Below are 21,060 nucleotides of genomic sequence, written 5' to 3' on the forward strand. Positions count from 1 at the left end.
TTACCGGGAGACGGGCTGGCCGAGGGCGGTCGCGGCGATGATGTCGCGCTGCACCTCGTTGGTGCCGCCGCCGAAGGTGAGGATCAGTGACGCGCGGTGCATCCGCTCGACGCGGCCGTGCAGCAGCGCGTCGGGCGAGCCCTCCCGGACGACGCCACCGGTGCCGAGTACTTCGAGGAGCAGCCGGTAGCCCTCGGTGGCGAACTCGGTGCCGAACACCTTGGTCGCGGATGCCTCAGCGGGCGCGAGGTCGCCGGTGTCGGCGGCCCAAGCGATCCGCCAGTTGCGGAGCTTGAGGTACTCGGTGTTGGCATGCACCCGAGCCAGGTGTGTGCGTACCCACTCGGCGTCGATGATCCGGGAGCCGTCTGGCTGCTTGGTGCGCTGCGCCCACTCACGCACCTGCCGCAGCGACTCTTGCAACGGCGCGGCCGAGGTGAGCGCGACCCGTTCGTGGTTGAGCTGGTTGGTGATGAGCGGCCACCCCTTGTGCTCCTCGCCGACCAGCGCCGACGTTGGCAGCCGGACGTCGGAGTAGTAGGTGGCGCTGGTGCCTGGGCCCGCGACGGTGTGCACCTTGGTCCAGGAGAACCCGTCGGCGTCGGTAGGCACGATCAGAATGGACAGTCCTTTGTGCTTGCTCGCTTCCGGATCGGTGCGCGCGGCCAGCCAGACGTAGTCGGCGTACTCGATGAGGCTGGTCCACATCTTCTGTCCGTTCACGACATACTCATCGCCCTGCCGTACGGCCTTCGTGCGAAGCGAGGCGAGGTCGGTACCCGCTTCCGGTTCGGAGTAGCCGATCGAGAAGTGCAGCTCGCCGCGCGCGATCCGGGGGAGATAGAACGACTTCTGCTCGTCCGTGCCGTAGCGCATGATGGTCGGCCCGATGGTGTTGAGAGTCAGGAACGGCACCGGGACCCCGGCGATCGCCGCCTCGTCGGTGAAGATCAGCTGGTCAAGCATCGGGCGGGCCTGGCCGCCGTACTCCTCTGGCCAGCCGATGGCGAGCCAGCCGTCCGCGCCGAGCTGGCGCACGATCTCCTTGTACGCGGTACCGTCGCCGTACTCGCCGCCCGACGTCTTGAGTCCCTCGCGTCGCTCCGGAGTCATCAGCGTCGCGAAGTAGTCGCGGAGCTGCTCGCGCAGTCGTTGCTGCCCTTCGGTGAAGCTGATCCTCATCCACGGCCTCCGGTGCGCTTCCTTGTGAAAAACGAGAACACGTTCTAGTGTAGCCAAGAACACGTTCTAGATGGAATCCCTGGCGTTGTAAAGGTGTGTGACAGCTCAGTGCGGACATCCAGTGGTGCGGGCAGTCTTGAGGGCCGCGTCGCCGTCGTGACCGGCGCGGGAGCCGGGCTCGGCAGGGCCGAGGCATTGGCTCTGGCGGAGACGGGCGCCAGCGTCGTCGTCAACGACGTCAGCGACGCCGCCGCCAAGGTTGTCGACGAGATCGAGGCGGCGGGCGGCAAGGCAACCCTCGTCACCGGTGACGTCGGCGAGCGCGCCACGGCGGACGCGCTGCTGAGCACCGCCGTCGAGCGGTTCGGCGGGCTGGACGTGCTGGTCAACAACGCTGGTCTGCTACGCGACCGGATGCTGTTCTCCATGAGCGACGAGGACTGGGACGAAGTCATCCGGGTCCATCTGCGCGGCCACTTCTTGCTCTCCCGCAACGCCGCCGCGTACTGGCGGGACAAGTCCAAGGCCGAAGGCGCGCCGGTCTACGGCAGCGTCATCAACACCGCCTCCGAGGCGTTCCTGTTCGGCGCGGCGGGCCAGCCCAACTACGCCGCCGCCAAGGGCGGGATCGCGGCGCTGACCGTGGCCACCGCGCGCGGGACGTCCCGCTACGGCGTGCGCGCCAACGTGATCTGCCCGCGCGCTCGCACCGCCATGACCGAAGACGTGTTCGGGCCAGCGCCAGAAGGCAAGATCGACCCGCTCTCGGTGGAGCACGTCGCGCCGTTCGTCGCGTTCCTCGCATCGCCCGCTGCCGAGCACATCACCGGCCAAGTCTTCGTCGTGCACAGTGGGATGGTGGCGCTGCTCGCACCGCCGACCGTGCGGCAACGCTTCGACACGCAGGGTGATACCTGGAGCGTCGATGAGCTGGCGGAGTCCGTCGGTGGCTACTTCGCTACCCGCGGTGATGATGACGGCTTCTCGGCCACCGATCTGATGTCGCTGCCGTGATCCGCGGCGTGCCGCATCGTTGTATCCACAAATTCAGTGAGGAGAGAAGCAGATCATGGGTCGATTGGCTGGCAAGGTCGCGCTCATCACCGGGGCCGCCCGGGGGCAGGGCGCTTCGGCGGCGCGGCGCTTCGTCGAGGAGGGCGCGAAGGTCGTCATCGCCGACATCCTGGATACCGAGGGTAAGCAGCTCGCGGATGAGCTGGGGGACGCGGCGCGCTACCAGCGGCTCGACGTCACCGACGAGGCTGAGTGGCAGGCGGCCGTCGAGCGCACGGTCGCCGAGTTCGGCATGATCAACGTCTTGGTGAACAACGCGGGCGTGCTGCACTTCTCGAAGCTGGAGGAGACCACGCTGGACGACTACCAGCGAATCATTGGGGTCAACCAAACCGGAACCTTTCTCGGGTTACGCTCGGTCGTCGCACCTATGCGAGCGGCCGGAGGTGGCGCGATCGTGAACGTCTCGTCGATAGAGGGCATCGCGGGGCTGCCGCACGTGATCGCCTACACCGCCAGCAAGTACGCGATCCGGGGGATGACGAAGTCCGCCGCGCTGGAACTGGGTGAGTACGGCATCCGGGTCAACTCGGTGCATCCCGGCATGATCGACACCAAGATGGTGCACGACGCCGTTGGCGGGGAAGACGTCGACACCAGCTGGATCGGCAAGAAGCTCGCGCTCGGCAGGCTCGGCAGGCCAGGCGAGATCGCCGAACTGGTCCTGTTCCTCGTCAGCGACGAGAGCTCTTACTGCACCGGAGCCGAGTTCGTCGCAGACGGCGGTGCCACCGCGACCCACGCGTTGAAGCTGTAAGCCCATGCGGAAAGCCGCGCCGGCGAATCCGGTGCCAGGAGGTAATCGATGACTCAGCGTCCGGCAGGAGTCACGATCCCTGGTGCCGGGGCGTTTGAGCAGGTCGGCAGGATGACCACGCTCTCATGGCAGGTGCTGCGCGCCATCCCGCGCAGGCCGTTCCAGTGGCGGGAATACATCGAGCAGAGCTGGTTCTTCGCCAGCGTGACCATCCTGCCGACCGCGCTGGTCGCCATTCCGTTCGGCGCGGTCATCGCTCTGCAGCTCGGCTCGCTGACGCAGCAGATCGGCGCGCAGTCGTTCACCGGCGCGGCGAGCGCGCTCGCGCTGGTGCAGCAGGCCAGCCCGCTGATCACGGCCCTGCTGGTGGCGGGCGCCGGTGGCAGCGCGGTGTGCGCCGACATCGGCGCGCGGCAGATCCGCGAGGAGATCGACGCCATGCGGGTGCTCGGCGTCAACCCGATCCAGCGGCTGATCGTGCCGAGGGTCCTGGCGGCGATGACCGTCGCGGTGCTGCTGAACGGCCTTGTCAGCGTGGTCGGCGTGCTTGGCGGCTACTTCTTCAACGTCGTCATGCAGGGCGGCACCCCTGGTGCGTACCTTGCGAGCTTCAACGCGCTCGCGCAGCTACCCGACCTGTGGGTCAGCGAGTTCAAGGCCGTTTTGTACGGTTTCGTCGCCGGTATCGTCGCCGCCTACCGCGGGCTGAACCCCGCGGGTGGTCCCAAGGGCGTTGGTGACGCGGTCAACCAGGCCGTCGTCATCTCGTTCCTGCTGCTGTTCCTGATCAACGTCGTCATCACGGCGATCTACCTGCAAGTCGTTCCCCCGAAGGCGTTGTGACACATGACGGCGGTGAAGGAAGCGACCCGCGAGGAATGGTCCGAGCTGGGTGACCGCACGCTCGACTACATCGCCCGGCCAGGGCAGGTGTTCGAGGGTTTCGGTGAGCAGCTCGCGTTCTTCCTGCACACACTGACCACGGTGCCGAGGACGGTGCGCCGCTACAGCAAGGAGACGCTGCGGCTGCTCACCGAGGTCTGCTTCGGCACGGGGGCACTGGCGATCATCGGCGGCACGCTCGGCGTGATGATCGGCATGACGCTGTTCACCGGCCTCATCGTCGGCCTCCAGGGCTACTCCTCGCTGAACCAGCTCGGCACCGCGGCGCTGACCGGCTTCATCTCGGCGTACTTCAACACGCGCGAGGTCGCACCGCTGTCGGCGGGCCTCGCGCTCTCGGCCACCGTCGGCTGCGGCTTCACCGCCCAGCTCGGCGCGATGCGGATCTCCGACGAGATCGACGCGCTCGAAGTCATGGCGGTGCCCAGCCTGCCGTATCTGGTGACGACAAGGGTGCTCGCCGGGGTGGGCGCGGTGATCCCGCTCTACGCCGTCGGGCTGCTGTCCTCGTACCTGGCCTCGCGGCAGATCACCATCTGGGTCTACGGCCAGTCGGCTGGCACCTACGACCACTACTTCTCGCTGTTCCTGCCACCACAGGACGTGGTCTATTCCTTCGTCAAGGTGATGATCTTCGCGCTGGTGGTGATCATGACGCACTGCTACTTCGGCTACACCGCGCGCGGCGGGCCGGCAGGAGTTGGCGTCGCGGTCGGCAAGGCGGTGCGGACGTCGATCGTGCTGATCGCGGTGCTCGACTTCTTCCTCAGCCTCGCCCTCTGGGGCTCGACGACGACGGTGAGGATCGCAGGATGACCCGCAGCCCGCGGCGCGCCGCCGTGCTCCGCAGACTCCGCTACCAGGCGCTCGGCCTGGTGTTCGTGCTGCTCGCTGCCTCCTTCATCGCGGGGACGATCGGCGTCTACACCAAGGCGTTCACCGATGTCGCGACGGTGACGTTGCGGACCGAGTTCGCGGGCAACCAGATGCGCGAGGGCGCCGACGTCAAGATCAGGGGCATGCTCGTCGGGGAGGTCCGCTCGATCTCATCCACCGGCGACGGCGCCAACCTCGAACTCGCGCTGAATCCCGAGCTGATCGATGTCATCCCCGCCGACGTCACCGCGCGGCTGCTCCCGAAGACGCTGTTCGGGGAACGCTACGTCGCGCTGCGCGCACCGGAGCGGCCCAGCTCGGTCAGCCTCGCCGCCGGCGACGTCATCAGCCAGGACCGCTCCGAGAACGCGATCGAACTGGAGCGGGTGCTCGACGGGTTGATGCCGCTGTTGCGGGCCGTCGAGCCGCAGAAGCTGTCCAGTTCGCTGGGCGCCATCGCCACCGCGCTCGACGGCAGGGGCGAGAAGCTCGGCCAGACGTTGACCAGGGTGTCGGATCTGCTCGGCGACCTGAACCCATCGCTGCCGGACCTCAAGGCCGACATCGCCTCGTTCGCCGATGTCGCGCGGACCTACTCCGACGCGCTGCCTGACGCGCTGGACGCCGTCTCACACTTGACGACGACCACGCGGACGCTTGCCGCCAAGCGCGACGGCTTGCGCACGCTGTACTCGTCGGTGACAGGGGCGTCGGATGACCTGGGCGGGTTCCTGGCGGCCAACAAGGCGAACCTGATCCGGCTCACTACCACCGTGCAGCCAACGCTGGACGTGCTCGCTCGCTATGCCCCGCAGTACCCCTGCATGATGCGCCAGTTCGCCATCCAGAAGGACAACGCGGAGGTGGCTTTCGGCAAGGGAACCGAGCACCCCCACGTGAGCCGGGTCAAGATCGAGATCACCAGCAGCAGGGGTGCGTACAAACCCGGCGTCGACGAGCCCCGCTACAACGACGATCGCGGCCCGCGCTGCTACACACCGGTGGAACAGCCCGGCCACTGGCCGCAGTACCCGCCGGACGGCCCGATCAAGGATGGCTCGTCCAAGCCGCCGCCCGGGTCGGCGCCAGGCAGCGGCAAGGCCGACGACTACGAGGACTACCAGCGCTCCGGTGGCGGCGGGAGCGCCACGCTCGGCGCGCCGGTCGCGGGCTCGCCCGCCGAGTCCGAGCTGCTGTCGCTGCTGCTCGCCGCCGAGCACGGGGTCGAACCAAGCACCGTGCCCGGCTGGGGCGGGCTGCTTGTCGGACCGCTGTACCGGGGAACGGAGGTGGAGCTGAGGTGAGAGGTGTACTGCCATCGTTGCTGAAGCTGATCGCGTTCACGGTGGTCACCGTCGTGCTCACCGGCGTGCTCGCCGCGACGATCGCCAACACCAACTTTGGTGACACGTCGGGTTTCGCCGCGAGGTTCACCGACGTCTCCGGCCTCAAAGCAGGCGACGACGTGCGGATCTCCGGTGTCAAGGTCGGGCAGGTGCGTGCCATCGAGATCGGTGAGGACGCGGTCGCCACGGTGCACTTCGACGTCGGTGAGTCACACCGCTTGCCGTCGACGACCACCGCGCAGGTGAAGTACCGCAACGTGATCGGGCAGCGTTACCTCGCGCTCGGCACTCACGTCGCGTCGGACGAACCACTACGCAAGGGCGACGTCATCGGCGTCGACCGCACCACTCCCGCGCTGAACCTGACCGTGCTGTTCAACGGCTTCAAACCGCTGTTCACCGCGCTCGACCCCAAGCAGGTCAACCAGCTCTCCTACGAGATCATCCAGGTCTTCCAGGGCGAGGGCGGCACGATCAGCAGTTTGCTCCGCCACACCGCGTCGCTGACGTCGACCATCGCGGACAGGGACCAGGTGATCGGCGAGGTCGTCGGCAACCTCAACGACGTCCTCGGCACCATTAACCATCGCGATGAACAGGCCAAGGAACTGATCGACGCCCTGCAGCAGCTGATCAGCGGGCTCGCGGAGAAGCGCAAGCCGATCGGGGAGGCGACCCAGGCGCTCGGTGCTCTCACCGGCAGCGTGTCCGGCCTGGTCTCCGATACCCGGCAGCCGCTGCGAAAGAACGTGCGGGCGCTAAACGATCTGGCGGGGACGCTTTCCAAGGACGCACCGGTGTTGGACGAGATCCTGCATCGGCTGCCGAGGAACCTGAAGAAATACACCAGGGTGCTCAGCTACGGGAGTTGGTACAACTACTACCTCTGCGACATCTCCGGCACGGTCGGCATCGGCTCGCTCAACGTGACCATTCCCGTCGTGCCGCTGCCCGCGACGGAGCGGCCAGAAAGGTGCGGGCCATGAGGACTGCTCGCAGGTCCGAATCATCAGGCGCGAGGGGATTGGCGGAGCGTAACCAGGCCGCCGTCGGCGCCGTGACGGTGCTGCTGCTGGTGACGTCGGTGCTTGCCGCGTTGAACGCGGACCGGTTGCCGCTCATCGGTGGCGGCACGACCTACGCCGCGTACTTCGCCGAGTCGGCGGGTCTGGTGCCGGACAACGAGGTGCAGATCGCCGGGGTGCGAGCGGGTTCGGTCAGCTCGGTGGAGCTGGATGGCCCTCGGGTGCGGGTGGAGTTCCTCCTCGACGGGCCCGCCGGTGGGGAGCTACCCCGCCTCGGTACCGACACCACGGCGTCCATCCAGATCAAGACGTTGCTTGGCGAGAAGTACGTCGCGCTTGACCCGCGCGGTGATGGCACGCTCGACCCTGGCGAACCGATTCCGCTCAACCGCACCACGACGCCGTTCCAGTTGCAGGACGCGTTCAACCAGCTCGGACACACTATGTCCGATGTGGACACCAAGCGGCTCGCGGACAGCTTCAACGTGCTCACGGAAGCATTGGAAGGCGCGCCAAAACACGTGCGCGGCGCGTTGGACGGGTTGTCGGCGCTGTCGAAGACGGTCGCCGAACGCGACGACGAACTCGCCCAGTTGCTGGAGAACACCAACCAGGTGTCGAAGCTGGTCGCCGACCGCAACGAGCGGCTGCGCAAGGTGATCCACGACGGCAGCGCGCTGCTCGGTGAGCTTCGCGCGCGTAAGAAGGCGATCAGCAACCTGCTCGCCGGGACGAGGGCGGTCGCGAAGCAGCTGTCCGGACTGGTCGCTGACAACCGGAAGCATCTCACGCCCGCGTTGCGCAAACTGGACACCGTCACCGACGTCTTGCGCGCCAACGTCGACAACATCGACCGCAGCCTGGAACTCCTCGCGCCGTTCACCCGCATCGGGGCGAACGCCACCGGCAACGGGCGCTGGTTCGAGGGCTACCTGTGCGGTCTGTTCCCGCCCACCATCAAGACTGAGGGGCTGACGATCAACCCGCAAGGCTGCGAGACCCCGGTGTCAGCACCCGGCCAAGGGATCGGTGGTAACTGATGGCGATCACGAGTCGTGCCGGGCGCACCATCTACACCTGGGTCGCGCTGGCGGCCGTCGTCGTTCTCCTGCTCGCCGCGGCCTTGTGGACGGCCACCCGCGACTCCGGTGACACGCGGCTAACCGCGTATTTTGACCGCACCGTCGGGCTGTACGAGGACTCCGCGGTGCGAGTGCTTGGCGTCGAGGTCGGTGCGATCGAGCGGGTGGTGCCTGAAGGCGATCGCGTGCGGGTCGAGCTTGTCGTCGACTCGGATGTGGACATCCCCGCCGACGCGGGTGCGGTGATCGTGGCGCCCAGCCTGGTCAGCGACCGCTACATCCAGCTCACTCCGGTGTATCGGGACGGGCCGACCATGGCGTCCGGCGAGGTGATTCCTCGGGAGCGTACGGCGTCGCCGGTGGAGCTCGACGAGCTGTTCAACAACCTCGACGAGCTGGCCACGACGCTTGGTCCGAAGGGCGCCAACTCCGGTGGCGCGCTCAGCGACGTGCTCGACCAGGTCGCGGCCACCATGGACGGAAACGGTAAGAATCTAAACGAGACCGTGTCGAATCTGGCGCGGTTGTCCGCGACGCTCAACGGCAGCAAGGACGACTTGCACGGCACCATCAAGCACCTCGGCGAGTTCACCACCATGCTGGCCCGCAGTGATCGGCAGGTCGCGGACCTCTTCGACCGGGTCGCCGAGGTCAGTCAGTTTCTGGCGAGCGAGTCCGGCGAGGTGGACGCCGCACTGTCCACACTGGCCAGCGCGCTGACCGACGTGCACGGCTTCGTCGAGAACAACCGGAAGCTGCTGTCGTCCAATGTCGACAAGCTGGCCGGAGCCACCAGGGTGCTGGTCAAGCGCCGTGGAGAACTCGCTGAGCTCCTCGACATCGCGCCGACCGGGATGAACAACTTCATCAACGCCTACGACGCCGCGTCGGGCACCATCGCGATCCGGGGCAACCTCAACGAGTTCACCTACCCGCCGGTGATGATGGTCTGCCGGCTGCTCGCGGCGGGCACCCCGGAGGAGGTGCCCAATACGCTATCGGACGTCTGCGAGGACCTCGCCCCCGTACTCGACGGGACGCTCAATCTGCCCAGCGTGTCGCAGGTGATGCACTCGCTGCAGAACGGCGAGCTGCCCCCGCTGCCACTGCCGCTACTTGAGGCCATGCGGCGCACGTCGGGAGGCGGTTCGGCTGGCGACGGCGCGTCGGGAGGTGGCTCATGATTCCCGTGCGGAAGTCGCCCCGAGCGACGATATGCGTGCTGATGACTGTGCTGGTCGGGCTAGTGCTGACCGCTTGCGGGCCGGGCGGGTTCTCCGGCCTCTACAACGCGCCGCTGCCCGGCGGCGCCGATGTCGGTGACCACCCGTACCGCGTCACCGTGGAGTTCTCCGACGTGCTTGACTTGGTGCCGCAGGCCACCGTCAAGGTCAACGACGTCCAAGTGGGCAGGGTCGAGCGGGTGCGGCTGGCTGAGGACACCCGGTCCGCGCTGGTAGACATCGTCGTCAACGGCGACGTCGAGCTACCCGCCAACGCCATTGCCGAACTGCGGCAAACCAGCCTGCTCGGGGAGAAGTTCGTCGACCTCCGACCGCCCGCTGACGCCGAAGCGACCGGCAGGCTCGCCGACGGTGATGTCATCCCGCTCGCGCGCACCAGCAGGCACGCCGAACTGGAGGAGGTCTTCGGCGCGTTGTCGCTGCTGCTCAACGGCGGTGGAGTGGAGCAGCTGCACACCATCGCGTCGGAGCTGAACAACGCGATGCGCGGCAACGAGGCGGAGATCAAGGCACTGCTGTCGCGGGTGAACCACCTGGTCACCGAGCTTGACGGGCAGAAGGCGCAGATCACGAAGGCCATCGACGGGCTGGCGGAGCTGTCGCGCACGCTCGTGCGGGAGAAGCGGCACCTCACCGAGGGGCTCGATCATCTCGCGCCGGGTATGCGGGTGATCGCGAACCAGCGAGACCAGATTGTCGACATGTTGACCGCGCTGCGACGGCTGTCGGACGTCACGGTGGACACCGTCAACAAGAGTCGCGAGCAGTTGGTGGCGAACCTGCGCGCGTTGGAACCGACGTTGCGCAAACTCGCCGAGTCGGGCGACAACCTCACCGAGGCGCTGAAGATCCTGCCGACGTATCCGCTGCCGTGGAACGCGGGCAACACGATGAAGGGCGACTATGCCAACGTCGACGTCGAGTTCGATCTGAACCTCGATCAGCTGATCGGCAACCTGAGCCGTTCGGGGCAGAGCCCGATCCCGAAGCTGCCATCGGGTGACGACGGCCCACCGCTGCCGTTGCCGGAGACACCGGAACTGCCGAAACTGCCCTCGTTGCCTGGCTTGCCCGGCGCGGCGGACTCGGAGTCCGGTTCATTGCTCGGCTCGCTGCTGGGAGGCTTGTGATGCTGACCTGGTCGACGCGAATCAAGCTGCTGGCGTTCGGGCTGATCGCTGTGGTGTCAGTCGTGTTCGTCGGTGGCAAGTACGCCGGACTGGATCGATTGCTCGGCCCGCGTGGCTACGTCGTCACCGCGGAACTGACCGACTCCGGTGGCATCTTCCGCGGTTCCGAGGTGACCTACCGGGGTGTCACGGTGGGCACGGTGTCCGCGTTGCGCCTGACCGATAGGGGTGTCGATGTCGAACTGGACATCGATGAGGACGCCCCGCCGATCCCCGCCGACACCGACGCCGTCGTCGCTAACCGCTCCGCGGTCGGTGAGCAGTACCTCGACCTGCGGCCGGACGGGCCAGGCGGTCCGTTCCTGGCGAACGGGTCGGTGATCGAGGCGAAGCGGATCGACGCGCCGGTCGCGCCGGAGACCATGCTGACGCACGTGGACCAGCTCATCGGCAGCATCAATACACGGTCGCTGAACACCATCGTCGACGAGGCCTACGTCGCGTTCGCGGACTCCGGCGACGACCTCCAGTTGCTGCTGGACAGTGCGCACGAGTTCACCACGTCGGCCCGGAAGAACATGCCCGCGACGCGACAGTTGCTGTCATCGGCTCGCACCGTGCTTGATACGCAGCGGCGCCACGCCGACGATTTGGGCCAGTTCGCCAGTGGGCTGAAGACGATCTCCCGGCAGTTCGCGAAGTCCGATCCCGACCTGCGCGCGATCATCGACAGGGCGCCAGGGGTCGCCAACGAGGTCAGCGAGTTCATCGACGTCTCGGGCAACGACACGGCGATGCTGGTGGCGAACCTGCTGACTACCGCCGACGTCGCCGCGCCGCGCACCGACTCGATGAAGCAGCTGATGGTGAACTTCGCCGTGATCGGTGCGTTCGCGCGCACCGTGTCCGAAGACGGGCGCGGTCATCTTGGGCTGGTGTTCGACATGTTCAACCCGCCCTCGTGCACCCGGGGATACGAAGGGACCAAGCAACGGCCCGCCAACGACGTCTCCGAGGTGGAGCCGAACAAGGACGCCTACTGCGCCGAGCCGCCCGGCAGCCCGATCAGCGTGCGCGGCGCACAGAACGCACCGTACCGGGGCGTGCCACAGGCCGTGCCCGTGCCGCAGCGGCGTGGCTCGGGCTCCGACGACAGCGGTGCGGGGGATGGCTTGCCTGGGTTGCTCGGACTGCCGGGTCTGTCGTCGAAGCCAGCAGGGATCGCGGACCTGCTTGGAGGTGGCTGATGCGATCGGCCCTGTCGGGACGTCTGGTGGCGGCGGGGCGTTTGTCGCGTGACCCACTCGTGGCCACGCTCGCGGTACTGACCGTGGTCGCGCTGGCCGCTGCCGCGTGGCTCGGGTCCGCATGGATCAGCGCCGCGCGCGACGACGGGCTGGCCAAGGCGAAGCAGCGCGACACGGTGCTCAGTGCGGCCGAGCACGGGCTGGTCACGTTGCATACGCTCGACCATCGCGGGGCGAAGCGGGACGTCGCGGCGTGGCTGGACGTCACGGCTGGTGGGCTGCACCGTGACCTGGCGGGAGATAAGGCAGGTCAGCGAGAGCGGGCGCGGCGAACGAAGACGGTGTCGGACGCGGAGCTGCTACGTGCCGCGGTGACCGAGCTGAACGGGCACGCGGGCACCGCCAAGGTGATCGCGATGCTCCGCACGACGCTGGAGACGAAGGGCGAGAAGTCGTCCACCGACCGTAAGCGGGTGGTCGCCGAGCTGGTGCGCCGCGATGGGCAGTGGAAGATCAGCGCCGTGGAGGCGGCGGCATGAGTGTGGAACACGGCGGCGCGAGCGGGGGACACGACGCCGTGTCCCCCGCTCAGGACGCCGTGTCCCGCACTCGGACCCGGCGGGTGGTTATCGCGGGGCTGTCGATCGTGCTGGTGTTGGCGACCGTGAGCGCGGTGGTTTCCGGGATACGGGCGCACCAACTGCGCGATACCGAGTCGGCGGCCAACACGGCGCTGGTCGATACCGAGGCGACGAACGCCGTGATCGAGCAGGTGAGCGCGTCGCTGAAGGCGGTGTTCTCCTACGACTACACGCGGCTGGAGCGGACCGAGCACGCGGTGGAGGTCGCGTTGATTGGCGAGGCGGCGGCCGAGTATCGGCGGGAGTTCGACGCCGCCGCGAAACAGGCGAAACGCCGCGAGCTGGTGAAGGCCGCGACGGTGCGCGCTATCGGGGTGCGGGAGCTGACCGACGGGCGCGCGAGTGTGTTGGTGTTCCTGGACCAGCAGGTTCGCCGTCAGGGTGCCGCGCCGACGTCGTCCACCGCGACCCTGGATGTCACCGCGCTCCGTGACAACGACGGGACCTGGCGCATCTCGGACATCGAGGGGCTGTAGGCGGAGCGACCCGACCGGCCCGCCGCGCCCGGGCTTCGAGAAGTTGATCTGAAGACATCGCGGTTGCTATCACGACCAGACTGTCTTCAGATCAACTCGGGGGTCACTCCGCCGCGGCTTCCAGGGCGTCGTCCCAGGTCACGCGCTTGCCGATAAGTGCGCGCATGCGCAGCACGGGCCGTCGCTGTTCCACACCAAGCGCGCCGATGAGCCGATCGCCTCTGCGATACAGCGCCAGGAGCGTGTCCTCGCCGACGCCACCCGCGACGACGCGCACCTCGTCGGCGGTCGGTACGCCGACGAACTGCACGCGGCTGTCGTAGAGGTCGGACCAGAAGTACGGCACGAGCGTGCACGGCGTCGCGGCGCTCGGGTCAATGGCGTTGCGGGCTGCGAGCGCGCCCTGTTCGGCGGCCGACGTCCAGTGCTCCAGCCGCATGGTTTCGCCGAACAGCGGGTTGAACCAGCGCGCGACGTCGCCCGCCGCGTACACGCCGGGGGCGCTGGTCGCCAGCGTTTCGTCGCAGACGACGCCGTCGTCCACCTTCAGTCCTGACCCGGCCAACCAGCCGGTCGCTGGTGCGGCTCCGACCCCGATGACGACGACGTCAGCGGGCAGTGTCGTGCCGTCGCCGAGTCGTACCGCCTTGACACGGTCGTCCCCGTCGATTCCGGTGACGGTGACGCCGCAGCGCAGGTCGGTGCCGTTGCGGGTGTGCAGTGCGGTGATGGCGGGCGCCATTTCGTCGCCGACCGCGGCGGTGAACGGCACCGGTGCCGCCTCGACCAGCGTGACCTCGGCACCCATCCGTCGTGCCGAGCAGGCCAGCTCCGAGCCAATAAACCCGGCTCCGACGATGACCACTTTGCCGCCGGGTCGAATCACGCCGCGCAGCGTGTGGGCGTCGTCCAGCGTGCGTAGCGTATGCAGGCCGGACAACGCTGGGAGCCCTGGCAGGGTCCGCGCGGTCGCGCCGGTGGCCAGCACCGCCGCCGTGTACGGCACCGCGTCGTTTCCGGCCAGGATCACCCGCTGCTCGACGTCGAGCCCGGTAGCGGGTGTGCCGAGCCGTAGGTCGACGTCGAGGTCGGTGCGCAGCGCGTCCTCGGTGCGGAAGTGCTTCGGCGTGCCGTCGCCGGTCAGGAACTCCTTGGACAGCGGCGGCCGGTCGTACGGCAGGTGCTCCTCGGCGCCGAGGAGTGTGATCGCGCCGGTGAACCCGGCTCGCCGAGCGGACTCCACCGCCCGCAGGCCCGCCAACGACGCGCCGACGACAACGAGTCGCGACACGCGGTCAGCCTTCCAGCCGCAACGCCTGGGTGGGGCACTGGTCGACGGCGTCTTCGAGGTCGGCCCGGTCGGCCTCGGTGAAGTCCTCGGTGAGTAGGTGCACGATGCCGTCGTCGCCCACCTCGAAGACGTCGGGCCGTAGCCCCTCGCAGACGCCGTGGCCGGTGCAGACGTCGGTATCGATGTGGATCTTCATCCGTGCTCCCTTGCTCTCGGTCGTCACCGCGCGAGGTGCGGTGGTAGTTCTCCAATATCGGACACCACGCTGTCGCCAAGTTCAACCGATTCCACGCGGGGTCGTGGTTTCTCTTCCAGCATGCCGGTCGACGTCTTCCCAGACGATACTAGAACACGTTATAGTTTTGCCATTGCGGCAACCACGTGGTGAAGGGGTCGTTGATGAAGTTCAGCCTGTCGGTCGCGCTCTGTCCACCGGACCAGCTCGCCGAGTTGGCGGTCGTCGCGGAGCAGAACGGGTTCTCCTCGGTGGTGCTGCCGGACTCGCTGTTCTACTCCGAGGACGTCTCGGCCGAGTACCCCTACACCGCCAACGGTCAGCGCTTCTGGGACGCCGAGACGCCGTGGGTCGACCCGCTGATCGCCGCGACGTCGATGGCCGCCGCGACCAGCGAGATCCGGTTCTACACGTCGGTGCTCAAGCTGGGCTCGCGCCACCCAGTGGTGCTGGCGCGCCAGCTCGGTTCGGTGGCGGCGCTGACCGGCGACCGGTTCGGGCTCGGGCTCGGTGTCGGGTGGTCGCCGGAGGAGTTCGCCTGGTGCGGTGTGCCGTACGAGCGCAGGGGCAAGCGCACCGACGAGGCGATCGAGGTGTTGCGGCTGATCCTCGGCGGCGGAATGGTCGAGTACCACGGCGAATTCTTCGACTTCGGCAAGCTGCGGATGAGCCCGGCGCCGCGCGAGCGGATGCCGTTCTACATCGGGGGGCACTCCAAGCCCGCGTTGCGGCGTGCCGCTCGCTACGGCGACGGCTGGTCTTCGGCGATGATGACGCTCGACGAGCTCAGCACCACCATCGGACGGCTACGCGAGTTGCTGGCGGAGTACGACCGCGCCGATGATCCGTTCGAGTTCCAGGCGGTGTGCGTGGACCGGTTCGGCGCGTCGGGCTACCGCGAACAGGCAGAGGTGGGCGTGACCGATGCCGTCGTCATGCCGTGGGTGTTCGAGGGGCTGCCGTTCGACGCGCCGGTGTCGTCCAAAGTGGATGCGGTGAAGAAGTTCGCCGACAACGTGATCGCGGAGGTTGCCGCATGAGGACTGCTTGCGGGTCCGAATCATCGGACACCATGCCGGCCGACGTTGGACGACTGGCGCGGCGTGCCGCGCGCGAGGAGGAGGCCGCATGAGGACTGCTTGCGGGTCCGAATCATCGGACACCATGCCGGCCGACGTCGGACGACTGGCGCGGCGTGCCGCGCGCGAGGAGGAGGCCGCATGAGTGTGACCGTGTGCTGGGACGAGACGGCCGAACAACCACCCGCGCGCCGAGCCGCGCTCGCTTCGATGCGGGCGGTGGCCGCGGGTGACAAGGAGGGATGGCTGGCGCTGTTCGCACCGGATGCCGTGGTTGAGGATCCGGTCGGGCCTTCCGGGTTCGATCCCGAAGGTAAGGGACATCGGGGTCCGGACGGCCTCGCGGCGTTCTGGGAGACCGCGATCGCCTCGGTGGAGCGGTTCGAGTTCGTGGTCCACGATTCGCACGCCGCTGGGGACGAGGTCGCCAACGTCGCCACGATCACCACCTACCTGCCTGGCGGATATCGCGTGGACACCGACCTGGTCGCGGTCTATCGGGTCGACGAGGCCGACCGGTTGCTGTCCATGCGGGCGTTCTGGGAGGTCGAGCGCGCCATGGCCACCGCACGGCAGGCGTAGCTGATGTAGGCCGCTATAAGACGCCACGACGGTAGTTGAAGCGGACGTAGAAGGCGCTCTCGCTGATGCGCGCGCCGGTGCCGTCAAGCAGGATGACGGTCACCTCGTGTCGTTCTACGTCATCGCGCTCATCGGTTGCCGGGAGTCGCTTCAACCGTATCTTCGTCTTCTTCGTCGTGTAGATGTCGGCGAGGTTGTCCACGCTCCCGCATGCGCTGGAGCCGCATGAGCTCTCCTGGTTGGCGTACCATTCCAGCGTCTTTCCTGGCGGGATCGGTTCGCGATCGACGAACACGGCGAAGTAGCCGGCTTTGTCGCTCCTCTTCCCGTCCTTGCCGGTGACCTCGAAACCGTCGACCTCCCAGCGCACCGTCACGGGCAGGGTGACCGTGCTGCGATCCTCTGGCTCGACGATACGCACCCGGTGATCTTGGGTGAATTGCATGTTGTCGAGATTGCAGGCGCTAAGCAGTAACCCGGTGGCGGCGATTACTGTCGCCATGAGTGAGCCTCGTGCGCGGCATGGCAGTGTAGCGCGGCGCATTCCTGACCCACCTTCTCACTGTATCGCTCGTCGACGGGAGGAACGTCGACATGATGTTGCTAGGCCGCAAGCTTAGAATCGCGGAAATCTAAACTCAAAAATGGCTGTTTCGTATGCCTATTTGCCGGTAGGGAATGGCGTGCGCTAACGTCGTTTCAGTAAAGTTAATGGATCTTCCGTTCCTTTCAATGAAACGACGGTGGCGGTATGCATATCGACCCGGAGAAGGCGAAGGCGTTGCCGTTGCGGCCGATCGAGGCCGATGTCGAGCGCGGCAGGTTGCGGTTCTTCGCGAAGGCGACCGGGCAGCGCGATCCGGTCTACAGCGATGTCGAGGCGGCGCGTCGGGCGGGGCATCCGGATCTACCCGTGCCGCCGACGTTCTTTTTCAGCTTGGAACTCGAGGACCCGGACGCATTCTCGTTCCTGTCCGAGTTGGATATCGATATGCGTCGGATTCTGCACGGCGAGCAGTCGTTCACGTATCACTCGCTGGCGTATGCGGGCGAGACGCTGGTGCTGCGGCCGAGTATCGCGGATGTCTACACGAAAAAAGGCGGTGCGTTGGAGTTTCTGGTGAAGCGCACCGAGGTCACGCGGCCCTCGGGTGAGCCGGTCGCCGAGGCGGAATTCAGCTTGGCCATCAGTCATCCGGAGGTGACGGCATGACCGCCACGAGCGAGATCGCGGTCGGCACCGAGTTGCCGCCGCTGCGGATCGAGCCGATCTCACGGGCCACGCTGGCGTTGTTCGCGGGCGCGTCGGGGGATCACATGCCGATCCATATCGACATCGACGCCGCGAAGGCCGCCGGTTACGACGACGTCTTCGCGCACGGCATGCTCTCGATGGCCTATCTCGGCAGGCTGCTGACCGACTGGGTGCCGCAGGAGAAGATCCGCTCCTATCGGGTGCGGTTCGCCGCGATCACACCGTTGCACGCCGAACCCACCTGCACCGGCCGCGTCACCGCCATCGACGACGGCGTGGCGACCGTCGCCCTCACCGTTTCCCTCGCCGACGGCACCGTCACGTTGCGCGGCGAGGCCACCATCGACGTCCGCTAGGAAAGGCATCTCATGGGAAAGCTCGACACCAAATCCGCCCTCGTCACCGGCTCGGGACGCGGCATCGGCCGCGAACTCGCCCTGAAACTGGCCGCCGATGGCGCGCGGGTCGTCGTCAACGACCTGGACCCCGAACCGGCCAAGGACACCGTCGCCACGATCGAAGCGGCGGGCGGGACGGCGGTCGCCTGCGTCGGCAGTGTCACCGACGACGGCTTCGCCGAGCGGTTCATCCAGACCGCGGTCGACAACTTCGGTGGCGTCGACATCATCGTCAACAACGCGGGCTACGTGTGGGACTCGGTCATCCAGAAGATGACCGACGAACAGTGGGACGTGATTCTCGACGTCCACCTCAAGGCGCCGTTCCGCATCCTGCGGGCCGCGCAACCGGTGATCTCGGCCGCCGTGAAGCGGGCGAAGGAAGCGGGCGAGCCGGTGCCGTGTCGCAAGGTCGTCAACATCTCATCGGTCGCCGGTCTCGGTGGCAACGCGGGCCAGGCGAACTACGCCTCGGCCAAGGCGGGCGTGACCGGATTGACCAAGACCATGGCCAAGGAATGGGGCCGCTACAACGTCACCGTCAACACCGTCGCGTTCGGACTGATCAAGACCCGCATGACCGAAACCCCCGCCGGTGAGGGCGGCACCGTCACCATCGAAGGTCGAGAACTCAACATCGGCGTCAACCCCGACGTGCTCGCGATGATGAAGAACATGATCCCCCTCGGCCGCGCCGGCACCCCCACCGAAGCAGCCGGCTCGGTCTACCTGCTCTGCATCCCCGAGTCCGACTACGTCAGCGGCCAAACCCTCGTCTGCGGCGGCGGCTTCATCTTCTGACACGGCGATCGCCCTATACGGAGCGTCATCCCCTGGTTGCGGGCTGGTACTGGCGGTGCTGGCCTGCCAGCGTAGGTAGTCGGGTCTGTTGCCGACGCGCGAGGTAGCCAATGGGCGCACCGATGCCAGTGCTGGTCATGCAGGGTGTCGCGCTCGTACTGATCGCGGCGCTCGCGGTGACTCGTCTGGCGCGTGCGCATCCGGCGTCCGTGCTACGCGTGCACGTTCGACGCGAGGACGAGGCGGCCGAAGTGCTGATGAGCCTTGGCATGCTTGCCATGCTGCTGCCCACTGGATGGCCGATTCCACGGTCAGGGTGGCTGGCGCTGTTCGCTCTCGCCGCCGTCGTCCTCGCGGTGGCGTGGGTGCGTGGGCGTCGCGAAACCGCCTGCTGCGTGCCATCGCAATGCGGACATCACCTGCTCGGCTCGGTCGCGATGCTGCTCATGCTCGCCGCCATGGCCGGACACTCCGCCGGACACGGCCACGGCGTGCAGTCGGCTCCCGGGAATCCGGTGCTAATCGTGGCCGCTGGGGTCGTCGTGGCTTACTTCGCCATCGACGTCGGAGTGTGCGTGGTGCGCGGCAGGAAACGACGAGAGTCAGCGGTGCCGTTGGTGTTCCGTCACCGCACGCGGCTGATCGCGCGGGTGGGGATGAACGTCATGATGGCGGGCATGCTGGTGTCGATGTCCTGACGCCGCGATGCGTCGCGCCGCTACCGCTCGGCGCTCGCCCGGGACGTGCCGGTCGTCGCTTCACCGTTGGCGCTCGGGGTGTCGTCGGTGTTGCGATACAGCACGCCCAACGCCCAGGTGACCGGGCCCGCCAGCAGCACGCTCCCCACCTCGGCGGGCATCAGCCACCACGGGCCGATGGCACGTTCGCGAGTAACGATCGCGCGCCCGACGATCTCGGCGGCCTCGGCCGACGTGAGTCCTGGCAGCTGCCGCATGATCGGTGTCGGAGCACTCATCCTGGTGTAGATCAGCGATGGGTAGAAGGTCGACACCCCGACACCGTCTCCCGCGATCTCCGGCGCGATGCTACGAAGCCAGGTGTCGAACGCGCTCTTCGACGCCTGGTAGGCGCCCCAGCGCGGGGCGGGCGTCAGCCGGACGCCGATGGTGGAGACGTTGATGATCTGGCCCTGCCCGCGTGCCCGCATCGACGGCAGCAGGGCGAGCAGCATCCGCACCGGGCCGAGGTAGTTGATGCCGATGGTGCGCTCGAAGTCGTGGAACCGGTCGTACTGCAACTCAACCGAGCGCCGGATCGACTTGCCCGCGTTGCTGACGACGATATCGACGTGGCCGTGCTCGGCGAGGATGGTGCCCGCCAGTGCCTCGGCGGACACCGGGTCGGCCAAGTCCGCGCAGTAGAAGTACGCCGTGCCGCCCGATGCGGTGATCTCGTGGGCGACCTCGGCCAGCCGCTCCTCGGTGCGGGCCGCGAGCAGCACCGTCGCGCCCGCCTTCGCGAGCAGCCGTGCCGTGGCGGCGCCCACGCCGTATGAGGCTCCCGTGATCAGCACGTTTTTTCCTCGGACCGCGGCGGTCAGCTCCGCGAAGTCGTGGCCAGGCCGAGGATTGACCGCCCAGTTGACGGCCTTGGTGACGCCGCTGGTCGCCGCGCGAGTCAGGGTGGACAGCATCGGTTCACTCCTCGGTGGTGCGCATCGCGTCGAGTCCCGCGATGACGGTACGGGACGTGAAGTCGAGTAACTGCTCCCAACTACAGGGGTGCAGCACCTGCCTGCCGCCGGTGACATGCTCGGCGAGACCGGTGATCGTCGCCCACACGAACGGCAGCGCGAGTCGCATCTCGCCCGGCGCCACCGGATGTTTCGCGGTGCGCGTCAACGCGGCACCCAGCGTGTTCAGTACCCGTTGCGACGCCGCGATCAGCGGTCGGGCGATGTCATTGGCTGAGGGGTGGTCGCCGAGCACGAGCGTCCAGATGTTCAGCTCTCGTCCGAACACTCGGTAGACGTCGAGGTACGCGGTCGCGGTCGTGGCGATGACTTGCTCGCCAGTCTCGGCGACCCGGCACGCCGGGGCGATCTCGGCGTGGAAGTCGTCCAGTCGCTGCGCGAACAACGTCGCGAACAGATCCTCCGTGCCTTGGAAGAAGACGTGGATCGTGTCCTCGCTGACCCCGGCGTCAGCGGCGATGTCGGAGATCGTCAGCGCGGGATACCCGCCGTCGGTGAGACGTTGCCGCGCCGCGGAGAGAATGTCGAGACGTTGCCGGTCGCGCTGCTCCCAGCGCGTGCCCGTCACCGCCGACACCCGATCACCCCTCGTCCGAGTCCGTGCCCGTAAACGCCCGTTCAGAACGGCCTTACTATGCGCCTCACGGCCGGTCATGGTCAATGGTGAGCAGCCGTCTGTGAGGACCGTGCCCTGCGGCACGCCATGTGGGTGACCCACTCCG

Annotated in this window: 24 protein-coding genes; 18 read left to right on the plus strand and 6 right to left on the minus strand. The window is 67.4% G+C overall.

Annotated elements, in window-relative coordinates; translation table 11 throughout:
• Positions 1-1,182, minus strand: a complete 1,182-nt coding sequence (locus ACFQGD_RS05515) for an acyl-CoA dehydrogenase family protein (protein ID WP_345395839.1) — start codon at positions 1,180-1,182, stop codon at positions 1-3.
• Between the two features lie 108 nt (positions 1,183-1,290).
• On the opposite strand from ACFQGD_RS05515, the gene ACFQGD_RS05520 reads away from it, so the two are divergent.
• From ACFQGD_RS05520 to ACFQGD_RS05575, 12 genes are read left to right on the plus strand one after another with little or no spacing between them, the layout of a single operon-like run.
• Positions 1,291-2,196, plus strand: coding sequence for a 3-oxoacyl-ACP reductase (locus tag ACFQGD_RS05520; RefSeq protein WP_345395842.1), 906 nt, complete (start codon positions 1,291-1,293; stop codon positions 2,194-2,196).
• Between the two features lie 55 nt (positions 2,197-2,251).
• The gene (locus ACFQGD_RS05525; RefSeq protein ID WP_345395845.1) at positions 2,252-3,013 is read left to right on the plus strand and encodes a glucose 1-dehydrogenase; all 762 of its coding nucleotides are present in this window, start codon (positions 2,252-2,254) and stop codon (positions 3,011-3,013) included.
• Positions 3,014-3,061: 48 nt separating this feature from the next.
• Entirely contained in the window at positions 3,062-3,856 is a 795-nt protein-coding gene (locus tag ACFQGD_RS05530) for an MlaE family ABC transporter permease (protein WP_345395848.1), read from the plus strand.
• A gap of 3 nt (positions 3,857-3,859) precedes the next feature.
• The gene (locus ACFQGD_RS05535) at positions 3,860-4,732 is read left to right on the plus strand and encodes an MlaE family ABC transporter permease (RefSeq protein WP_345395851.1); all 873 of its coding nucleotides are present in this window, start codon (positions 3,860-3,862) and stop codon (positions 4,730-4,732) included.
• On the plus strand, positions 4,729-6,096 hold the full coding sequence (locus ACFQGD_RS05540; RefSeq protein ID WP_345395854.1) for an MCE family protein: 1,368 nt from the start codon (positions 4,729-4,731) through the stop codon (positions 6,094-6,096). The genes ACFQGD_RS05535 and ACFQGD_RS05540 overlap by 4 nt, the downstream gene beginning before the upstream one ends.
• Complete coding sequence (locus ACFQGD_RS05545; RefSeq protein ID WP_345395857.1) at positions 6,093-7,124, plus strand: MCE family protein; 1,032 nt, start codon at positions 6,093-6,095, stop codon at positions 7,122-7,124. The genes ACFQGD_RS05540 and ACFQGD_RS05545 overlap by 4 nt, the downstream gene beginning before the upstream one ends.
• Entirely contained in the window at positions 7,121-8,203 is a 1,083-nt protein-coding gene (locus ACFQGD_RS05550; protein ID WP_345395860.1) for an MCE family protein, read from the plus strand. Before ACFQGD_RS05545 ends, ACFQGD_RS05550 begins: the two co-directional genes overlap by 4 nt.
• Positions 8,203-9,429, plus strand: coding sequence for an MCE family protein (locus ACFQGD_RS05555; RefSeq protein WP_345395863.1), 1,227 nt, complete (start codon positions 8,203-8,205; stop codon positions 9,427-9,429). Before ACFQGD_RS05550 ends, ACFQGD_RS05555 begins: the two co-directional genes overlap by 1 nt.
• 41 nt (positions 9,430-9,470) lie before the next feature.
• Positions 9,471-10,619, plus strand: coding sequence for an MCE family protein (locus tag ACFQGD_RS05560; RefSeq protein ID WP_345395866.1), 1,149 nt, complete (start codon positions 9,471-9,473; stop codon positions 10,617-10,619).
• Positions 10,619-11,866, plus strand: coding sequence for an MlaD family protein (locus ACFQGD_RS05565; protein WP_345395869.1), 1,248 nt, complete (start codon positions 10,619-10,621; stop codon positions 11,864-11,866). Before ACFQGD_RS05560 ends, ACFQGD_RS05565 begins: the two co-directional genes overlap by 1 nt.
• Positions 11,866-12,405: a hypothetical protein gene (locus ACFQGD_RS05570; RefSeq protein ID WP_345395872.1), complete on the plus strand. Its 540-nt coding sequence runs from the start codon at positions 11,866-11,868 to the stop codon at positions 12,403-12,405. Before ACFQGD_RS05565 ends, ACFQGD_RS05570 begins: the two co-directional genes overlap by 1 nt.
• Positions 12,402-12,983 carry a hypothetical protein gene (locus ACFQGD_RS05575; protein ID WP_345395875.1) on the plus strand — a complete coding sequence of 194 codons (582 nt, stop codon included), beginning with the start codon at positions 12,402-12,404 and terminating at the stop codon, positions 12,981-12,983. The genes ACFQGD_RS05570 and ACFQGD_RS05575 overlap by 4 nt, the downstream gene beginning before the upstream one ends.
• 103 nt (positions 12,984-13,086) lie before the next feature.
• Here the strand turns inward: ACFQGD_RS05575 and ACFQGD_RS05580 are convergent, their stop codons facing one another.
• Complete coding sequence (locus tag ACFQGD_RS05580) at positions 13,087-14,274, minus strand: NAD(P)/FAD-dependent oxidoreductase (RefSeq protein WP_345395878.1); 1,188 nt, start codon at positions 14,272-14,274, stop codon at positions 13,087-13,089.
• 4 nt (positions 14,275-14,278) lie between these two features.
• Complete coding sequence (locus ACFQGD_RS05585) at positions 14,279-14,470, minus strand: ferredoxin (protein WP_345395881.1); 192 nt, start codon at positions 14,468-14,470, stop codon at positions 14,279-14,281.
• A gap of 203 nt (positions 14,471-14,673) precedes the next feature.
• Between ACFQGD_RS05585 and ACFQGD_RS05590 the strand changes: the two genes are divergently transcribed.
• Entirely contained in the window at positions 14,674-15,549 is an 876-nt protein-coding gene (locus tag ACFQGD_RS05590; protein ID WP_345395884.1) for a TIGR03619 family F420-dependent LLM class oxidoreductase, read from the plus strand.
• A 180-nt stretch (positions 15,550-15,729) separates the two neighbouring features.
• Positions 15,730-16,170, plus strand: a complete 441-nt coding sequence (locus ACFQGD_RS05595) for a nuclear transport factor 2 family protein (RefSeq protein ID WP_345395887.1) — start codon at positions 15,730-15,732, stop codon at positions 16,168-16,170.
• Between the two features lie 13 nt (positions 16,171-16,183).
• Here the strand turns inward: ACFQGD_RS05595 and ACFQGD_RS05600 are convergent, their stop codons facing one another.
• Positions 16,184-16,672, minus strand: a complete 489-nt coding sequence (locus ACFQGD_RS05600) for a hypothetical protein (protein ID WP_345395890.1) — start codon at positions 16,670-16,672, stop codon at positions 16,184-16,186.
• 249 nt (positions 16,673-16,921) lie between these two features.
• On the opposite strand from ACFQGD_RS05600, the gene ACFQGD_RS05605 reads away from it, so the two are divergent.
• The 4 genes from ACFQGD_RS05605 to ACFQGD_RS05620 all read left to right on the plus strand — a co-directional run bounded on the left by ACFQGD_RS05605 (position 16,922) and on the right by ACFQGD_RS05620 (position 19,322).
• Complete coding sequence (locus ACFQGD_RS05605) at positions 16,922-17,383, plus strand: MaoC family dehydratase N-terminal domain-containing protein (protein ID WP_345395893.1); 462 nt, start codon at positions 16,922-16,924, stop codon at positions 17,381-17,383.
• Positions 17,380-17,781 (plus strand): MaoC/PaaZ C-terminal domain-containing protein, encoded by a 402-nt coding sequence (locus tag ACFQGD_RS05610; RefSeq protein WP_345395896.1) that lies wholly within the window; start codon positions 17,380-17,382, stop codon positions 17,779-17,781. The genes ACFQGD_RS05605 and ACFQGD_RS05610 overlap by 4 nt, the downstream gene beginning before the upstream one ends.
• Before the next feature lie 12 nt (positions 17,782-17,793).
• Complete coding sequence (locus ACFQGD_RS05615) at positions 17,794-18,624, plus strand: SDR family NAD(P)-dependent oxidoreductase (RefSeq protein WP_345395899.1); 831 nt, start codon at positions 17,794-17,796, stop codon at positions 18,622-18,624.
• A gap of 110 nt (positions 18,625-18,734) precedes the next feature.
• Positions 18,735-19,322: a DUF5134 domain-containing protein gene (locus tag ACFQGD_RS05620; protein ID WP_345395902.1), complete on the plus strand. Its 588-nt coding sequence runs from the start codon at positions 18,735-18,737 to the stop codon at positions 19,320-19,322.
• Between the two features lie 20 nt (positions 19,323-19,342).
• On the opposite strand, the gene ACFQGD_RS05625 is transcribed toward ACFQGD_RS05620, so the two are convergent.
• The gene (locus ACFQGD_RS05625) at positions 19,343-20,278 is read right to left on the minus strand and encodes an SDR family NAD(P)-dependent oxidoreductase (RefSeq protein WP_345395905.1); all 936 of its coding nucleotides are present in this window, start codon (positions 20,276-20,278) and stop codon (positions 19,343-19,345) included.
• Positions 20,279-20,282: 4 nt separating this feature from the next.
• Positions 20,283-20,915, minus strand: coding sequence for a TetR/AcrR family transcriptional regulator (locus ACFQGD_RS05630; protein ID WP_345395908.1), 633 nt, complete (start codon positions 20,913-20,915; stop codon positions 20,283-20,285).
• Positions 20,916-21,060 lie beyond the last annotated feature (145 nt).

The organism is Haloechinothrix salitolerans (assembly GCF_042662605.1).
Lineage (GTDB): Bacteria > Actinomycetota > Actinomycetes > Mycobacteriales > Pseudonocardiaceae > Haloechinothrix_A > Haloechinothrix_A salitolerans.

What these genes read in the sequence shown, in the direction of transcription:
- ACFQGD_RS05515 (WP_345395839.1), bottom strand. Translation starts at nt 1,182, where the DNA reads ATGAGGATCAGCTTCACCGAAGGGCAGCAACGACTGCGCGAGCAGCTC.
- ACFQGD_RS05525 (WP_345395845.1), top strand. Translation starts at nt 2,252, where the DNA reads ATGGGTCGATTGGCTGGCAAGGTCGCGCTCATCACCGGGGCCGCCCGG.
- ACFQGD_RS05530 (WP_345395848.1), top strand. Translation starts at nt 3,062, where the DNA reads ATGACTCAGCGTCCGGCAGGAGTCACGATCCCTGGTGCCGGGGCGTTT.
- ACFQGD_RS05535 (WP_345395851.1), top strand. Translation starts at nt 3,860, where the DNA reads ATGACGGCGGTGAAGGAAGCGACCCGCGAGGAATGGTCCGAGCTGGGT.
- ACFQGD_RS05540 (WP_345395854.1), top strand. Translation starts at nt 4,729, where the DNA reads ATGACCCGCAGCCCGCGGCGCGCCGCCGTGCTCCGCAGACTCCGCTAC.
- ACFQGD_RS05550 (WP_345395860.1), top strand. Translation starts at nt 7,121, where the DNA reads ATGAGGACTGCTCGCAGGTCCGAATCATCAGGCGCGAGGGGATTGGCG.
- ACFQGD_RS05555 (WP_345395863.1), top strand. Translation starts at nt 8,203, where the DNA reads ATGGCGATCACGAGTCGTGCCGGGCGCACCATCTACACCTGGGTCGCG.
- ACFQGD_RS05560 (WP_345395866.1), top strand. Translation starts at nt 9,471, where the DNA reads ATGACTGTGCTGGTCGGGCTAGTGCTGACCGCTTGCGGGCCGGGCGGG.
- ACFQGD_RS05565 (WP_345395869.1), top strand. Translation starts at nt 10,619, where the DNA reads ATGCTGACCTGGTCGACGCGAATCAAGCTGCTGGCGTTCGGGCTGATC.
- ACFQGD_RS05570 (WP_345395872.1), top strand. Translation starts at nt 11,866, where the DNA reads ATGCGATCGGCCCTGTCGGGACGTCTGGTGGCGGCGGGGCGTTTGTCG.
- ACFQGD_RS05575 (WP_345395875.1), top strand. Translation starts at nt 12,402, where the DNA reads ATGAGTGTGGAACACGGCGGCGCGAGCGGGGGACACGACGCCGTGTCC.
- ACFQGD_RS05585 (WP_345395881.1), bottom strand. Translation starts at nt 14,470, where the DNA reads ATGAAGATCCACATCGATACCGACGTCTGCACCGGCCACGGCGTCTGC.
- ACFQGD_RS05590 (WP_345395884.1), top strand. Translation starts at nt 14,674, where the DNA reads ATGAAGTTCAGCCTGTCGGTCGCGCTCTGTCCACCGGACCAGCTCGCC.
- ACFQGD_RS05595 (WP_345395887.1), top strand. Translation starts at nt 15,730, where the DNA reads ATGAGTGTGACCGTGTGCTGGGACGAGACGGCCGAACAACCACCCGCG.
- ACFQGD_RS05600 (WP_345395890.1), bottom strand. Translation starts at nt 16,672, where the DNA reads ATGGCGACAGTAATCGCCGCCACCGGGTTACTGCTTAGCGCCTGCAAT.
- ACFQGD_RS05605 (WP_345395893.1), top strand. Translation starts at nt 16,922, where the DNA reads ATGCATATCGACCCGGAGAAGGCGAAGGCGTTGCCGTTGCGGCCGATC.
- ACFQGD_RS05610 (WP_345395896.1), top strand. Translation starts at nt 17,380, where the DNA reads ATGACCGCCACGAGCGAGATCGCGGTCGGCACCGAGTTGCCGCCGCTG.
- ACFQGD_RS05615 (WP_345395899.1), top strand. Translation starts at nt 17,794, where the DNA reads ATGGGAAAGCTCGACACCAAATCCGCCCTCGTCACCGGCTCGGGACGC.
- ACFQGD_RS05620 (WP_345395902.1), top strand. Translation starts at nt 18,735, where the DNA reads ATGGGCGCACCGATGCCAGTGCTGGTCATGCAGGGTGTCGCGCTCGTA.
- ACFQGD_RS05625 (WP_345395905.1), bottom strand. Translation starts at nt 20,278, where the DNA reads ATGCTGTCCACCCTGACTCGCGCGGCGACCAGCGGCGTCACCAAGGCC.